The 16,445-nt window shown below is 73.0% G+C and carries 11 protein-coding genes; 2 read left to right on the forward strand and 9 right to left on the reverse strand.

The window, feature by feature from the left end; translation table 11 throughout:
• Window positions 1–19: 19 nt before the first annotated feature.
• The 4 genes from floA to WME82_RS29200 form a co-directional block, all read right to left on the reverse strand.
• Window positions 20–1,012, reverse strand: coding sequence for a flotillin-like protein FloA (gene floA / locus WME82_RS29185; protein WP_438037973.1), 993 nt, complete (start codon window positions 1,010–1,012; stop codon window positions 20–22).
• 50 nt (window positions 1,013–1,062) lie between these two features.
• Complete coding sequence (locus WME82_RS29190; protein WP_438037974.1) at window positions 1,063–1,536, reverse strand: NfeD family protein; 474 nt, start codon at window positions 1,534–1,536, stop codon at window positions 1,063–1,065.
• Complete coding sequence (locus WME82_RS29195; protein WP_438037975.1) at window positions 1,533–3,041, reverse strand: NfeD family protein; 1,509 nt, start codon at window positions 3,039–3,041, stop codon at window positions 1,533–1,535. Before WME82_RS29195 ends, WME82_RS29190 begins: the two co-directional genes overlap by 4 nt.
• A gap of 117 nt (window positions 3,042–3,158) precedes the next feature.
• Complete coding sequence (locus WME82_RS29200; RefSeq protein WP_438037976.1) at window positions 3,159–3,866, reverse strand: alpha/beta fold hydrolase; 708 nt, start codon at window positions 3,864–3,866, stop codon at window positions 3,159–3,161.
• 472 nt (window positions 3,867–4,338) lie between these two features.
• Between WME82_RS29200 and WME82_RS29205 the strand changes: the two genes are divergently transcribed.
• Window positions 4,339–6,402: a hypothetical protein gene (locus tag WME82_RS29205; RefSeq protein WP_438037977.1), complete on the forward strand. Its 2,064-nt coding sequence runs from the start codon at window positions 4,339–4,341 to the stop codon at window positions 6,400–6,402.
• Window positions 6,403–6,536: 134 nt separating this feature from the next.
• On the opposite strand, the gene WME82_RS29210 is transcribed toward WME82_RS29205, so the two are convergent.
• On the reverse strand, window positions 6,537–10,544 hold the full coding sequence (locus WME82_RS29210; RefSeq protein WP_438037978.1) for a serine/threonine-protein kinase: 4,008 nt from the start codon (window positions 10,542–10,544) through the stop codon (window positions 6,537–6,539).
• Between the two features lie 8 nt (window positions 10,545–10,552).
• Window positions 10,553–11,461, reverse strand: a complete 909-nt coding sequence (locus tag WME82_RS29215; protein ID WP_438037979.1) for a hypothetical protein — start codon at window positions 11,459–11,461, stop codon at window positions 10,553–10,555.
• Between the two features lie 184 nt (window positions 11,462–11,645).
• Here WME82_RS29215 and WME82_RS29220 point away from each other — a divergent pair, with 184 nt between their 5' ends.
• Window positions 11,646–13,052: a serine/threonine protein kinase gene (locus WME82_RS29220; RefSeq protein WP_438037980.1), complete on the forward strand. Its 1,407-nt coding sequence runs from the start codon at window positions 11,646–11,648 to the stop codon at window positions 13,050–13,052.
• 43 nt (window positions 13,053–13,095) lie between these two features.
• On the opposite strand, the gene yddG is transcribed toward WME82_RS29220, so the two are convergent.
• The 3 genes from yddG to WME82_RS29235 form a co-directional block, all read right to left on the reverse strand.
• Window positions 13,096–14,091 carry an aromatic amino acid exporter YddG gene (gene yddG, locus WME82_RS29225; RefSeq protein ID WP_438037981.1) on the reverse strand — a complete coding sequence of 332 codons (996 nt, stop codon included), beginning with the start codon at window positions 14,089–14,091 and terminating at the stop codon, window positions 13,096–13,098.
• Window positions 14,092–14,230: 139 nt separating this feature from the next.
• Window positions 14,231–15,022: a helix-turn-helix domain-containing protein gene (locus WME82_RS29230; protein ID WP_438037982.1), complete on the reverse strand. Its 792-nt coding sequence runs from the start codon at window positions 15,020–15,022 to the stop codon at window positions 14,231–14,233.
• 138 nt (window positions 15,023–15,160) lie between these two features.
• Window positions 15,161–15,988, reverse strand: a complete 828-nt coding sequence (locus tag WME82_RS29235) for a matrixin family metalloprotease (protein WP_438037983.1) — start codon at window positions 15,986–15,988, stop codon at window positions 15,161–15,163.
• Window positions 15,989–16,445: the final 457 nt, after the last annotated feature.

Consider the following 16,445-nt stretch of genomic DNA (forward strand, 5'->3'; position numbering starts at 1 on the left):
TGGGTCGCGCGGCGGCACCTCACGACTCCCCGGCGGGATCGGGCTTGCCCCCCGTGGTGCCGGCGATGCCCTGGCGCATCTCGGTGTCGGCGATGACGTTGCGCATGTTGTAGTAGTCCATGACGCCGAGCTTGCCCGTGCGGAGCGCCTCCGCGACGGCGAGCGGGATCGTCGACTCCGCCTCGACGAGCTTCGCCCGCATTTCCTGCGTCTTGGCCTTCATCTCCTGCTCCTGCGCGACCGCCAGCGCGCGGCGCGACTCCGCCCTGGCCTGCGCCACCTGCTTGTCCGCCTCGGCCTGCTCCGTCTGGAGCTTCGCGCCGATGTTGGAGCCGACGTCGACGTCGGCGATGTCGATGGAGAGGATCTCGAACGCCGTCCCCGCGTCGAGGCCCTTCTTGAGCACGTTCTTCGAGATGGTATCCGGGTTCTCGAGGACGTGTTTGTAGTCGTCGGCCGAGCCGATGGTCGAGACGACGCCCTCGCCGACGCGGGCCAGCACCGTCTGCTCGCCCGCGCCGCCGACGAGGCGCTCGATGTTGGCGCGCACGGTCACGCGCGCGATCGCGAGGAGCTGGATACCGTCCTTGGCCACGGCCGAGACCTTCGGGGTCTCGATGACGCGCGGGTTCACCGACATCGCCACCGCCTCGAGCACGTTGCGGCCGGCGAGATCGATCGCGGCCGCGCGCGAGAAATCGAGCTCCATCCCCGCCTTGCCGGCCGAGATGAGCGCGTTGACGACCGCCTCCACCCGCCCGCGGGCCAGGTAGTGGGCCTCGAGCATGTCGACGGACACCTCCTCTAGACCCGCCTTCACGGCGCTGATCCGCGCGTTGACGATCTGATCGGGCGGCACCCGGCGCAGGCGCATCGCGATGAGCGTGAGCATCGAGACCCCGGCGCCCGACGCCTGCGCGGCGATCCACAGCCGGAGCGGCACCATGTACAGCGTCGCGACGATGGCGACGAGCACGAGCCCGCCGATCACGATGACCGAGATGATCTCCATATCCCTCTCCACCCGTCCCTGTCCGTGAAGGGCCGCCTCTCGCGCGCTCTCTAGGGCTTGCGCGGCTCGACGACGACCCGATTCCCCTCCACGCTCGCGACCCGCACAGGCGTGCCAGCCTCCACGTAGAGGCCGTCGGTCACGACGTCGACCGCGCGATCCTCGATCTCGACCGTGCCGGCGGGGCGGAGCGGCGTGAGCGCCCTGCCCTCCTTGCCGGCCAGCGCGGCGAGCCGCGCGTCCGGGCCACGCCCGCTCCGCTGGGTCTCGAGCAGCACCATCTTGCGGCCCACCGGCGTCCTCGGGACAGCCCAGAACAGGAGCCCCGTCATGCAGACGCCGGCGCCCAGGGCGAGCAGGCCGTAGCCGATCCCGAGGGCCGCCCATGCGAGCGCGACCGCGCCGAGCACGGCGGCGCCGCCGAGGAGCCCGACGAGGCCGACGCCGGGGATGACCAGCACCTCGATGGCGAGCAGCACGAGCCCCGCCACGAGCAGCGCGACGACGAGGAGCGCGGGCGTCACGCTCCGCGCTCCTCGTCCGCGCTGCGCGCTACCGCCCTCACGACGACCCGGCCCCCCTCCGCGCGGATCACCCGCACGCGGGCGCCGGCCTCGACATAGCCGAGCTCCGAGAGCGCCTCCACGCGGCGGCCGTCGAGCGCGACCTTGCCCGAGGGGCGCAGATCGGTCGCGGCCGTGCCGAGCCGGCCCACGAGCGACGCGGGCGCCGCGGAGCCCTCGGGACGCCCTCCGACGGCGACGCCGCGGATCGCCGCGTCCAGAACGAACCGCCGCCCGAAGCGCGTCCTCGGCGCGATGCGGGCGGCGCCCACGGCGAGCGCCGCCGTCGCCGCGAGCGAGCCGCACACCGAGGCGAGGGCGCGCGGCAGCCAACCGGCGTGCCAGGCGACGTCGACCGGCACGCGCTCGAGATCGAGCAGCGAAAGAAGGAGGGCGCTCGCCACGCACGCGGCGCCCGCGACCCCAGGGACGATGTGCCCCGGGACCAAGATCTCCACCGCGATGAGGATCGCGCCGACGGCGAAGAGCGCGAGCTCCTCCCAGCCCGCGAGCTTCACGACGTGGTGCCCGAAGAAGAACAGCGCGAGGCACGAGAGCCCGACGGCGAGCGGGACGCCGTGGCCCGGCGCATAGAGCTCGAGGAGGATACCGAGCATCCCGAGGGTCATGAGGACCCCGGAGAGCGTGGGATCCGAGAGGAAGCGCGCGAGCTCCTCGGCGAAGCTGGGGCGCGGGCGGATGATCTCCGCGGGCTGGGGGCGGCCCAGGGCGCCGAAGAGATCTGCCTCGGTGCCGGCCTGCACCTCGGCGACGCCCCACGCGAGCGCCTGCGCGCCGTCCAGCGTGAGCAGCTTCCCCTTCTCGTCGAGGCCGGGGACCTCCACGTCGGCGTCGACCATGGCCTCGGCGATGTCGCCGCGCCGCCCCTTCGCCTCCGCGGTCGCGCGCATCTCCTTCCGCATGTAGGAAACGACCTTCTCGGCGACAGGCTTCATCTCGCCGCCCTCGCCGATCTGCACGGGCGTCGCCGCGCCGAGGGTGGCGCCGGGGGCGACCGCGATGACATCGCAGGCGAGCGAGAGGAGCGCTCCGGCCGAGATCGCGCGCGGGTTGACCCAGCACACCGTGCGGACGCGCGCCCGGAGCAGCGCGTCCCGGATGGCGAGCGCGGCGTCGATGCGGCCGCCGAGCGTGCTGATGTCGAGCACGAGGAGGTCGCCCTCCCCCTGGGCGGCGACGACGCGCTCCAGGAAGGGCGAGAGGCCGAGATCGATCGTCCCGGAGATCGCGACCACGGTGACCTTGCCCGCGCCGGGGATCGGCGGGAGCGGCCGCGGGCCCGGCGGCGCGGGGGCTCCGGCCGCGCCGCCCGGGCCCGCGGCGGGCGCCGCCGCCTCGCCGCGGGCGGGGAGGCACAGCGCCATCATCGCGAGGAGCGCGAGGAGCGGGGTCGCGCGCCGCGCCCACCTCGCGGCCTGTTCCAGCAGGCGCAACAAACCAGTCAAGCCCCGCTCCCTGCTATGGCGGCTCGGCTCGCGCCGCGCGCCATGCTCCCAGAGGTTCACGCCGAAGACCGCCGCGACAAGGGTAGCGCATGGCGGCGCTCCACGATACCCCCCTGCTCAGGCTGCTCCGCCGCTGCACGCCATGAACCTCGCCACCGCGTCCGCGAACTCGGCTGGTCGCTCCACGATCCAGTCGTGGCTTCCCTTCGAGGAGACGACAAGGGTCGAGTCGGGGATCAAGCGTTGGAAGGCGAGGGCCGAGCCGATCGGCACCGTGAGATCGCGCGCGCCCCAGGCGAGCAGCGCCCTCACGCGCACGCGCGCCGCGTGGCCGCTCAGATCCGCGGTCGCGGCGATCCGCAGCAGGCTCAGCGCGCTCCGCGCGTGGAAGAGCAGGTTGTGGAGGAGAGCAGGCGTCCCCCGCGCGACGAAGCGAGGCGCCAGCAGCGCCTCGGCCGCGCGCGCGAGGACGAGCGAAAGGACCGAGCCCGGCGGGTTGAATCCGATGGAATCGACGAGCACGACCCCGGTTAGCCGCTCGGGGTACAGCGCCGCGACGATCAGCGCCACGGCGCCAGACAGCGAGTGGCCGATCAGCGTGACGCGCTCGAGGCGCAAAGCCCGCAAGGCCTCGGCGACGCAGCGCGCATACCGCTCCAGGGTCCACGGCGCGCGGAGCCGCGAGGCGCGGCCCGAGCCGGGCAGCTCCAGGACGAGCACCCGCACGTGGCGCGTCATCGCCTCGACCGCTGGCTGGTAGGTCGCGCCGTCGATCAGCATGCTGGGCAGAAGCACCGCGGGCTTGCCGGTGCCCGTCTCGGTCACATAAAGGATCTCGTCTCCGACCCGGATCTCCCGCCCACGGCCTTGCGCCCGAGCCCCCCGCCTCGCCGCGGGGCCCGCGGAGATGGGCAGGATCTTCTCTCCTCGACCCGACCGGGGGACATACGAGCCGGCGACAAGGAGCGAGCGTCCGGCGCAGGATCCCGTCGTTCCGCTTCGTCGAACGCGCTTTCCCATGATCGGCGAGCCGTTGCCGGACGCGTGCCAGCGCGGGCTGGTTCGCCGCGAATCCGCCGCGGGGATCGCATGAAAACCTGGAAGGCCGTTGAGCCTGTCGCGCGCCGCGCTAAGCTCCTCGACACAGGCTTCGAGACATCAATCTCCAGGCTGATTGGGGGCCAGCAGGCATGTCGCCGCGGGCCGAGAGCCGGACGGCGCCTGCTCGGACAACCAGCTCTTCTGGAATGACAGAGGCGATATGTTGAGGTTCCGCTCCACGTCCGGAGATCGGAAGATGGCCGAGCTCAGCGCCTCGGCGCTCTCCGTATCCGCTGCGATGTCCGTCCTCTCCCAGGGTGCATGGGGGACGGACGCGCCGCCCGCTGCGGAGGCCCAGTGGGCCTATGCGCTCGTCGCTGCGCTCGGGTATCTGCCGGCCGCGATCGAGATCGCCGCAGCCACGCTGCGGCGGACGGGAATGTCGGTCGAGGCGTATTTGCGGAAGAACGCGGCGCAGCTGGACCCGGGGGGACCCGAGGGGGAGATCGTGGGTCTGGTGCTCGGCGACGCGCTGGAGTCGCTCGGCGAGGAGGCGCGCCGGGTGGTGCATGCGCTCGCCGTGCTGCCTGCGGCGGGCATTCCGCTGGAGGTGGTCGCCGCCGCGGCGGGGAAGCCGGCGCCCTCCGCTGCGCGGCCGCTCCAGCTGCTCGTGCATGGGCGGGTGGTGTCGCTCGAGCAGGGCCCGCAGACCTTCACGATGACGCCCGCCGTGCGCGCCGCGGCCCGCGAGGACGCGGCGGCCGACGCGAGGCGCTGGGACGCGCTCCACCGGGGGTCGGCGGACGCGATGCAGGCGCTGCTCTTCTGGACGGCCGCGGCCGAGGGGCGGCCGGAGGCGGCGTCGCGCCGGCGCGTCGCCTGCGAGCTCTTCGCGGCCCTCGACCTCGCGCCGTTCCGGGACGGCGAGCGCGGCGCCGAGGTGCTGGCGCGGGCGCTCGTCGACGCCTGCACGGTGGTCGATCTCGGGCTCCCGGCCGAGCTCCAGCAGCGCTTGCTCGACGAGGCGGCGCGGCTCTCGGGCGACGCGCTCCCCGAGCTGCGCGAGCGCGCGCTCGCGGCGCTCGAGAGCGCGCGTCGGGCCGAGCTCGCGAGCAAGCGGCGCGGCACCTTCGGGACGCTCCGCGCGACGCCGGCCGCTCGCGAGCGCGGCCGCCCGGGTCACCGCGACGTCCTCCGCAAGGCGGTGCGCGCGAACGCGCAGCGCGCGGCGGCGCGGAGCTCGCCGCCGGCCGACGACGAGGTCTTCCGCAGCGCAAAGGAGCTGCTCGCGCGCGGCAACCGGCGCCTCGCCGAGGGCGCGCTCGAGGCCGCCGTGGCGGACTACGGCGAAGCGCTCGCCGGGTTCGAGGCGGCCATGCACGGGCGTGGCCAGGCGACGGCGCTCCTGCTCCGCGGCGACGTGCACCGGCGGCAGGGGGACCTCGCGGCCGCCTCGCGCGATCATGAGCGGTCGCTGTCGCTGTTCAAGGCGGCGTCCGACCGGGCCGGAGAGGCGATGGGGTTGCTCGCGCGCGGCAACCTCCGGCTCGACCAGGACGAGCTGGCGGGGGCGGCGAGCGACTACGGGTGCGCGCTCACGCTCCTCAGGGCTTGCCGTGATCGCCTGGGCGAGGCCAACGTGCTGAAGGCGCAGGGCGATCTGTGCTTCAGGGAGGGGGACCTCGCGGGCGCCGCGCGCGCCTACGACCGCGCGCTCTACATCCTCGAGGGCGTGGAGGAGCGCGTCCTCAGCCAGCTGCGCTCGCCCCCGCCGAGCAGCCGCGATGAGCGTCGCGGGGGGAGCTCACGCGCCCGCGCCGCGCGCGAGGTGCTCCCGCAGCCCGATCTCCTCCGGGCGCTCGGGTGCGAGCAGACCCATGCGCGCACGTGGCAGGCCCGCGGCGACCTGCGCCTGCGAGAGCGGCAGACGGCGCTCGCGGCGCGCGACTATGGCAATGCGATCCTGCTGTACCGGGACAGCGGAGATCGCCGCGGCGAGGCCGCCGCGCTCAAGGCCCGCGGCGACCTGCGCCGCCAGCGGGGCGCGCTCCCGGGCGCGCAGCGCGACTACGAGGATGCGCTGCGGCTCTTCGAGGAGCTCGGGGACAGCGCGGGCCAGGCCGCGGTGCTCCACGCGCGCGCCGATCTGCGCTGCGAGCGGGGCGACACCGCCGGGGCGGCGCTCGATTATTCGAGGGCGCTCGCCCTGTTCGACGCGACGGGCGATCCCGCTGCGCATCCAAGCGCCAAGGGCGCCGTCACGGGCGTCTCCCACCGCGAGGACCCACCGCGCCGCGCCGCGGCGGCTGTCCCGCGGTGAGTCGGCGAATGAATCCCGTCAATTTCTGCGAGCGCTGCGCGAAGCAACGAGCCACCTGGAGGCCTGTTTCTCGTACGCGTGGTGCTGAATCCGTGGGTCACGAGCCGGCGTGAGCGGCTCATGGAGCATCCGGGCTAGCTCCCTCGCTGCCGCTCGAGCCGCTCCCGCATCATGTTGGGGATACTCCCTGCTGCCTCGATCGCCCTCGCGAGCGCCGCGCTCGCCTCCGCGTCACGGCCTCGCCGAGACAGCGCGCGCGCCCGCGCCTCGATGACCTCGATCCGCTCCTGCCCCGCGGAGAACCGGGCAGACCGCGCCTCCAGCTCGTCCCACTCCTCGGCGCTCGCCTCCCGCGTCGCCAGGTCGATCATCGACCAGTGCACCTCTTCCGCGGGAGCCATCGCCGTATCCTCGCGCCCCGCCGCGGCGGCCTTCGCCTGCTGAGCCCGGATCGCCTCGATGATCTCGCGCGCCCTGCTCTCCTCGCCGCGGTAGAGGAGCAGCCTCGCCAGGAGAAGACGCACCACCGGCCGCGCCTCCTCCCCGCGCTGCTGAAGCTCCAGCGACACGGCTCGCTCCACGTGCGGCATCGCCATGTCCAGATTGCCCATCAGGTAGACGTACTCGCCCAGATTGAACTCCGCCACGAGCTCAAGCATCCCCAGGCCCAGCTGGCGCGAGATCGAGATCAGGCGACACAGATCCAGGATCATCCCCGCGCTGTCCCCCTGGCAGGCTCTGAGCTGCGCCCGGCCGTTGATCGCCGGCCCGAGGTGCAGGAGATCGCCGCGCTCCTCGCACATGCGGATCGCCCGCTCCAGCGCGACGCCCGCCTCGTCCAGCTTTCCCAGCCCCGGGTAGATGACGCCCAGGAGGAGCAGCGACACCACGAGCGTCTCGTAGCCCTCGTCGCCCAGCCCCTCTGCCTGCGCCGCCGCGCGCTCGAACTGCTGCGCCGACTCCTCCTCCCGGCTCTCACGCTTCAGCGAGCGCGCCACCCCCATCGAGAGCCGCGCCGCCAGCGCGGGCGGCAGATCGCCGCGCGCGAGCGCCCTCGCCTCCTCCACGCGCTGCTTCGATCGTCCGTAGTCGTCCATCCAGTCGAGCGCCGTGGCCTCGTCGAGCAGGATATCGATCTGCTCGATCACGTCGCCCTCCTCGACCGCCATCGCGCGCCCGCGATCGAGATCCCCGAGCGCGTCGTGGTAGCGGCCCAGCCGGTAGCGCATCAGCCCCCGGCCCCGGTACGCCTTCCTCCGCCGCACCCCAGGCGCCTCGACAGGCTGCGCGAGCGCCCGGCTGTAGTAGAGCTCCGCCTCCACGTAGGCGTGCCGCGCCCGCGCCCGCTCGGCGAGCTCCAGGTAGGCGTCCTCCGCGACCGTCGCCAACCCCGCCTCGGCCGCGTGGTGCGCGATCTTGAGCCGCCGCTGCTCCCGACCCTCGTGGGCCGCCTCGCGGTGGTGCTCGTACGCGGCCAGGTGGATCCGCCGCCGCTCCGCCTCGGCGACGTCCTGCGCGACCGCCTCCCGCACCAGCGCGTGCCGGAAGCGCAGCCGGTCCTTCGGATTACCGACCAGCACGCCCACCTTCAGCAACCGCTCGGTCGCGACGCGCGCATCGAGCGGGAAGGCGGCACCGTCGCCGCGGAGATCCAGCTGGCACAGCACGCCCGCGATCTCGTCGATCGACACCTCTGCGCCAAGCAGTGAGACGAGCCGCGCGTGCGCCCCGAGCGCCGGCCCGAGCGCCGCGATCTCCGCCTGCGCCAACGGATCGAGCGACGGCAGCACAGGGAGGCGCTCGAGCTCGTCGGTCGCCAGATACCACGCGTCGCCCCGCCGGTGCCGGCGCAGGATCCCCTCGCGCTTGAGCCCGTGCACGAGCTCCACGAGCAGGAGCGGCACCCGCTGCGAGCGCTCGAGCAGGCGATCGATCGCCGGCTCCGGCACGTCCCGCGCGGGCAGGAGCAGCCGCCTGCACAGCGCCCGCGCGCTCTCGTCGTCCAGCGGCTCGAGCCGCAGAGCCTCGTGTCGCGCGGCGCGCTCTCCCCAGGAGGGGTGCGCCTCGGCGAACGCCGGGCGCCCCATCGCGCAGATCCACAGCGGCGTGGCCTCGTCCGCGAGCGCAGCGTACTCGAGCGCAGCGAGCATCGCGTCGTGGGCGAAGTGCGCGTCGTCGAGGAGGATGATCACGGGCGACGCGGCCGCGCACTGGCGCAGGCACTCGCCCGCCGCCCGCACGCGCGCCGAGCGAAGCGCGCCGGGCGCGGCCCGGAGCGCCTCGAGCTCGGGGAAGATGTCGACGCCCGTCTGCTCGTCCACCCATCCGAGCGCCATCGCCAGCCCCAAGCGGAGCTCCTCGCCGAGCACGGCACCGAGCGACTCCCTGAGCGCCCCGCGGACGCCGCTCTCCGGGGGCTGCTCGGGCACGCCGAGCGCCTTGCGCACGAGCTCGTGGAGCGTCGCGTCCGACGCGCCGCTCGTGGGCTCCTGCCCGCGCAGCTCGATGATCTGGGCGTGCGGCAGGCGCTCGCGGAGCTGCTTGCCGAGCTCGACGAAGAGGCGGCTCTTCCCGTGACCGGGCCCGCCCGTCACCGAGACGACCGTGGGCTTCCTCATGCAGAGCGCCTCCTCGGCGCTCTGCATGAGCTGCTCGAGGAGGTCGCGACGGCCGACGAACCCGCCGGGGCGCGTCGCGTCCCGCGATTGGTCCTCGATGCCCGGCGGGAGCTCGTCGCCCGCTGCGGCGTGCGACGGCTCCGGTAGCGCGGCTGACGCCTCGGGCGTGAGGAACGGCCCCGACGGCCCAGAGGCGGGGGGCCACCGCTCGGCGCGCGAAAAGAGCGGGCTCAGGAGCCGCCGCGACCCGTCCGGGCGCGCCTGGATCGATACGGGCGCGAGATCGATGAGGACCCGCGCGCACAGCCCGCGTCGCAGGAGCTCGTCGGCCGCCCGCTGCGCGCGGCGCGCGGGGCTCGCCGTCCCCTCCTGGCCGAAGACGCCCACGTAACGAGCGCCGGAGGCGTGCGCGAGCTCGCCGCCGAGCGCCAGGAGCCTGCGCTGCACCGCGATGCGATCGGCCGCGCTCTCGAAGAACAGGAGCCCCATCACGCGGCGCTCGATGCCGGCCGCGGAGCGCGACCCCTCCCGCGCGCTCGCCGAGACCTCGTCCAGGAGCGCGCGCTCCAGCGCCACGCGGAGCTCGCTCGCGCTCGCGAACCGCTCGCTCCGTTCCTTGGCCAGGCAGCGGTGCACCACCTCTTCGACCGCCCGCGGCACGGCCGCGCTGGCCGACAGGCGCGGCGGTCTGCGGCTCCGATGGTCCTCCAGCACCGCCGCGCGCGGCCCCCAGAACGGGGGCCGGCCCGCGAAGAGCTCGTACAGGATGACGCCCATCGCGTAGATGTCGGCGCGCGCGTCGAGATCGGGCCACCCGGCCGACTGCTCCGGCGCCATGTACTCGGCCGTCCCCACGGCGAGGTCCTCGTCCTGCCCGTCGTAGCGCCACCCCACGACGCGGGCGATGCCGAGGTCGATGAGCGTCGCCTTCGCCTCATCGACGAGGATGTTCTCGGGCTTGAGGTCGCAGTGCACGTAGCCGCGCGCGTGCACGGCCTCGAGGGTCGCGAGCGTGGCGAGCCCGAGCCGAGCGGCCTCCTCGATATGCGGCGCAGGGCGCGTCGCGAGACGGGAGGCGAGCGTGGGCGCGGCGATGTGCTCGATCACCGCGTAGGGCGAGCCGTCGTCCAGCGCCCCCCACGCGTGCACGGCCGGCACGTGGGGGGCACCGATGGCCGAGAGCGCCTCGACCTCATCCCGGAGGCGCTGGCCTGTGCCGCGGCGATCGGCGCGCGCGAGCTTGATGGCCACGCGCGCGCCACCGCCCTCCGGCTCGGCCTCGAAGACGAGGCCGAAGCCGCCCTGCCCCAGCGTCCTGCGGGTCCAGTAGCCGGGGAAACGGGGCAAAGCGACGGGGACGACCTCCGTGATCTCCGGAGGAATCGACGACTGGCCAGACGGCGGCCGAGCGGACTGAGCGCACTCGGGGCACGCGCCCTGGTTCCGCCGCCCGCAGGCCGGACAGCGCCCCGCTTCCCGGGTCGCGCGTTCCGGCTCCTCGTCTCGCAGGGCTTCTGAGCCCATTCACGCTCCTAGGGGCCGGCCGTCAAGAACGTGGTAACCACCTGGTCCGTGCGCACATAGGGGTTGACCGAGTAGTTCGTGACACACCCCCTGAAGTAGCCGGCCGTGGCGTCCGTCCCGTTGCACAGGGCATTGCATGAGCCCCAGATGACCATGGAGCCACACGGCTGCCAAGTGACCTCCCCGGTCGTCGGGTTGGTCTCGACGTGGCCGGCCGCGCAGTCGCGTTTCACCTGGCGCGCACGAACGTAGCCCACCGAATCGTAGCAGGCCCCCACATAGGGCGTCGCGGCGAACAGGTTGCCCCAGAACGCGCCCTCTCGCACCGGATAGGCCGCGCGCTCCGCCGCGGTCGACACCATCTCGTTATTGCGCAGGGAGACGTTCACCGAGACGCCGTACCAGTTTACCCGCGCGGCGACGCAGGCCGAGATCTGATGCTGGACATAGGTATCGTTACTTATGGGGCTGGTTGCCCACCAGTGCGCGTAGCCGAGGTCGCCGCGGTACACCTCCGGGTGGGCGACCCCGCTGCTGTCGGTCCATGAGAACGAGAACGTCTGGTCGGGGCGCAGCGAACAGCTCACGATGTAGCGCAGGAGATCCCTCGATAGGGTGCCGGTCGTTCCCGGATCCTGGATGGCCGCCAGCGCGCTCGTGGTCAGCCCATTCGGGCCACTCGGGGTCAGCTTTTTCGGGATCAGCCAGCTTGGGTTCAGCCCGTTCGGGAACAGCCCGTTCGGGAACAGTCCGTTCGGGGGCAGCGCGTTCGGGAACAGCCCGTTCTCGGCCATGAGCTCGCTCTCGGCCTCCCCGACGAGCTCCTCCGCCTGCTCGTCGATCTCGGCGCCGATGCAGGCAGCAGTAAGCAGAGGTAATGCGAAGACCGCGACACTTCGTGCACAGCAAAGAACCATGACGGTCCCCCTTTTCATCGCCGCGATTTGGCGTTTAAGGTCGAGTAGCCGCAAAGTTTAAGTTACCATTTCGAAATGCTTCTGCATAGCGCTTTAGTAAAGGATGCGTTCGATCCAGAGCGCTCGCTGGCAGCAGGGCTGTAACGCACCGCGACGCATCGCGACGCACGGCGCGGAGGAGCAGATGAACGACGAAGAAGACGAGACCAGGCCGTTTTCGGATTTCGAGAGGTCGACCGCGCGCGGCGAGGTCCCGCCGGGCACCCTGGCGGGCGAGTACATCCTCGAAGGATTCATCGCGCGTGGCGGCTGCGGCGTGGTCTACGGAGCGAGGCACGTCCAATCGGGCAGACCCGCCGCGGTCAAGGTGCTGAGCGAGGCGGTGGCCCACTCTCGCCGCGTGGTCGATCGGTTCGCACGCGAGATCGAGGTGCTGCGGTCGATATCCCACCCCAACATTGTGGAAATCTACGGAGTTGGTGAGCTGAACAACTATCAGCCATTCTATGTCATGGAGCGCCTCGAGGGCCAGACGCTCGACGCGCTGATCCGGTCCCAGACACGGCTCACACCACGCGAGACCCTGGAGCTGATGGAACCTGTGTGCGCAGCGCTAGCAGCCGCGCACACAGCGGGCATCGTTCACAGGGATGTGAAGGCGAGCAACATCTTCATCTGTTCGAGCCCGCCACGTACCGTGAAGCTGCTCGATTTCGGTATCGCAAAGATGATGGCGCCCGAGGAGGGGTCGACATGGCTCACCACCGCCGGACGTATGCCCGGGACGCCATCCATCATGGCTCCAGAGCAGATCCTCGGCGGTCCTATCGATGCGCGGGTGGACGTCTATGCGCTTGGCGTCCTCCTTCATCGTATGCTGGTGGGCCGGTTGCCGTTCCACACACACGACATGGACGAGATGGTGCGGAAGCACCTGGAGGAGCAGCCGCTGCCCCCGAGCCTGCGGGTCCCGCTGCCCATCGAGCTCGACGCGGTGGTGCTGCGGTGCATGGAGAAGCGGCGGGAGCGGCGCTTTGGCTCGGTCGAGGAGCTGATGCGCGCGCTCAGGGACGCCATCGGCGGGCCCGCGTCGGGCATGCCGAGCGGGCCCGACCCGACGCACCCCGCGGTGGCGGTCTACCTGGAGGTCCGGACCCGCGGCGACGCCGGCGAGCTGGACGACGCGCTGACCTTCGACATCGGTCGGGTGCTCGACATCGCCGAGTCGCAGCTCTCGCGCGCAGGCTTCATCCTCGCGTCGATCACCGGCAACGAGGTGCTCGGCGTTCGCCTCCTCCCGGCAAACGCCGCCGGGGAGCTACGGGAGCGGCGCGCAGCGATCGAGCTCGCGACCGCCGTGCACCGGGCGCTGGCCCAGCGACCGGAAGCGGACCCGCGCGTGCACGTCAACGTGTGCGTGCACGCGGACGACGTGCAGGCCCGCCTCTCGCCGCAGCCCGAGATCACCGGGGGTGCGCTCATGTGCGCGGGGCACTGGGCTCCGGCCGACGACGTGCAGGGGGTGTTCGCGACGCCGAGCGCGAACGCGGGCCTGCTGGACGACGAGCCGACCCCCACACGCCGCGCGTAGCCACGAGCCGCAACGAAAGAGAGCGCCCTCGATCGCGGGCGCGTCAGCGCCGCGATCGAGGGCGGGTGATCCAGCGTGCGAACGTCGACGGCCCGCGGGTGCCGGCGCCGACGTTCGCCGCGGGCGCGGTCGACACGAGGCCGCCTAGAGCCACGAGGGCGCAGGCGGCGAGCAGCTGGGCGCTCGCCTCGGCGTGGCCGGCGACGCAGAGCAGCAGCGTCGATAGGATCGGCGCGCCGTAGGACAGCACCCCGAGCTGCGGCACGTCGCCGTGCTTCGTCGCGTGATCCCACGCGAAGAACGCGACCCCCACGGGGCCGAGCCCGAGCGCGAGCAGACCGAGCGCCTCTCCGGCCGTGGGCACGACCGTGCGCTCGAACGCGAGGTGGCCGGCCAGGCCCAGGGCGGCCGTCGCGGCGCAGGAGCCTGCGATGGCGTCGGCAGGGACCTCGGCGAAGCGGCGCTGGAGCACCGAGTACGTCGACCAGAGGAGCGCGCAGCCGAGCGCGGCCAGGTAACCGGGCGTGTGTGTGGCGCTCAGGCGGACGGTGCCCCCGCCGGCGACGAGCGTCCAGACGCCCGCGAGCCCGAGCAGCGCCCCAACCACGTGCCTGCCGCGCAGGCGCCCGCCGGGGAGCGCCGCCGAGAGCAGGACGATGAGCAGCGGCCACAGGTACGAGATGACGCTGACCTGCACGGGCGGCGCGGCGGAGAGCGCATAGAAATAGAGGGCGTGATAACCGAACAGCCCGCCCACGCCGAGGATCCAGCTGCCGAGCGGCTGGCGCAGCGCGCCGAGGCCGCCCCCGCCGCGCCGGGCGAGCCGCGCCGCGCCGAGGAGCGCCGCGACAGCGAACGTCGACGAGAGCACCTGGAGCGGCGGCAACCTGCGCACCGAGGTCGAGAGCAGGGCGAGGCTGCCCCAGAGCCCGATCGCCGCGACGCCCGCCAGGGTGGCGGCTCGCCGCGAGGGGCGCGCCGCTGGCGTCGCTGCCATCGCCGCGTCCGATAGGGCGGCGCCGTGCGTCGTGTCCGACATGGCGCCGAGCATGGCGCGCGGGCCGGCCGCCGTCTTGGCTCAGGCTCCGCCGTCCTGTGCCGGGGCTACGGGCTCGCGCCCCAGCGACATTCGCCCGCGCCCCGGCTCGCTGTGCCTGGGCTGCGCGCCTGCAGCGCGACTACGCTCGCCTGCGCCGCGGCTCGCCCCGACTCTCGGCCCGGACCGCGCGACGCAGGGCCGCCGGGGTCACGCCGCGGCGGCGCCGCAGGCTGCGGGTCAGGCAGCTCTGGTCGGCATAGCCGCAGCGGATCGCGATCTCCGCGATCCCGAGCTCGGTGCGGGACAGGAGGTCGGTCGCGCGCGCGAGGCGCAGATCCGCGATGCGCTCCTGCACCGTCGTCCCGAGGACCGTGCGAAACAGATGGTGGAGGTGCCCCGGGCTCAGCTCCGCCCGGGCAGCCACGTCCGCGACGGTGAGCGGCTCGTGCGCGTGGTCCTCGAGGAAGCGCAGCGCGCGGCGCAGCTTCTCCGGGGCGCGCATCGGGCCGAGCGCGCCGCGCGCCCCGCGCTCGGCCAGCGTGAGCACGAGCAGCCCCGCCCACTGCCGGCGCAGCGCGACCGAGCCGCCCCGGTCGAGCTCGTTCGCCGCGGTCCGGACCAGGTGCGCGGCAGCGGCGTCGAGGGCGATCGACCCGCCGGCGATCCGCTCGAACCACGGCGCGGCGCCGAGGGCTTCCGCGGAGGCGGGCGGCACATCGATGACGAGGAAGCGATTCCGGTCCGGCGCCGCGAAAGCGTGGCGGGTGTCGCACGGGACGAGAGCACCCGAGAGCCCGGATGCCATGAGCTCTCGACCGTCCATCGAGAGCGCTATCGCGCCTTCCAGAGGCAAGACCAGCTGGTGGTGCGCGTGGCGGTGCGCGACCACCTCGGCCGAGTATCGCCGGACGCCGAGCTCGACCTCATCCATGGCGCGCCATGATCTCACGCGCGGCGCGCGCGCGCCATGGCCCCTCGGGCTCCCTACCTCGCCAGCGCTCCCGCCTCCCGCCGGCGCGCGCGCGGCACGCAGCGCGCGCGGGACGCAGCGCGCGCCGCGGGGCGGAGCTCACCGGCAGGGCGGGCCGTACAGGGCTGCGGCGCCGCGCGCGTCGTGCTCCGTCAGGTCGAGGTCGCCCCAGTTCGTGCCGTTGCACCACGGATAGTGCATCACCGAGCCCGCGTCGTACGGCGTCAGGGCGCGCCAGCCGTCGTCCTCGAAGCAGGCGCCCGCCTCGGGCCGCGTGTGCTCGTGCCGGAACCCGAGCGCGTGGCCGAGCTCGTGCCGCAGGACGCCCGTGAGCGTCCAGAGATCCAGCGGGCCGAGGGCGGTCGAGTCGATGAGGAGATTGCGCGCGCGGCGCGAGCTGTCGGGGAAGAACGCGCGCGCGTAGTACGGCTGCCCCTCGACCGGGCGCACGTCGAAGACGACCCTCTTGTTGCGCGCATCACACGCGTCGTCCTGGTCTGCGCTGTGAACGAAGCGGACGCCCGCCACCTCCTCCCACGCCGCGGCGGCGCTCTCCATCGCGGAGACCACCGCGCCATGGTCGTCACCGAACGCCTCGCTCACGCAGTAGCTGAGGTTCCGCTTCTCCCTGTCGCTCCACCTCACGTCCCTTCCACGGCTCTGATCGACGATGAGCGCTCCGCGCTGGACGTGGCGCTCATAGAACCGCTCGAGCCCGTCGAGGCCCTCGACGGGAATGTCGCCGTCGACGATGTAGATGTCGCTCTCCGGCTCACGGTAGGTGCGAGCCTCGAACTCGTCGAAGCTCACCTCCGTATCGCCGACCTGCTCGGAGATCTCGGCTCCCCCAGGCGCGCCGGCGGCGCACCCGACCGACGCGAGCGACAGGACGAGGAGACCAAGAGACTTCGTAGACAGATGACTCATCATACAAGCACCTCTCGTTCATGCCTTTCCCTCTCGGGTCAGGCGAGGGCGCGCAGCGCCGCAGTGAGCTCCGCCGGGCGGCGCCACGGGACCCCCACGGCGGTCCGGGCCGACTCGACTGCTGGTACTGACGCGGATGGCGTCCGGTTTCGCTGTCCGATATTGGCAAGCGACGTGCCGCACGCGCGATGGCGTGACTTTGCGGTCCGGAGGTCAAGCGCGGAGCGAAGGAGTCCACACGTGTGGAGCGGGTGCTTGCGCACCTGTGCAAGGACTTGCGTATCGAGATCGAAGCAGAGCGCGCAGCGCGCGCCGCCGGGACCGGATCGAGGCGGTCGATCGATGGAGCTTCGTCCCGCCGTCGTGCTGGTTCCATCGCGCGAGCAGCGTCGGGCGTCGTGTTCGTGCGCTGCGCGCTGCGCGCTGCCGGGGTGGCGTACGGCGCGACGGCCTGCGA

The sequence above is a fragment of the Sorangium sp. So ce128 genome (genome assembly GCF_051525245.1).
GTDB lineage: Bacteria > Myxococcota_A > Polyangia > Polyangiales > Polyangiaceae > Sorangium > Sorangium cellulosum_B.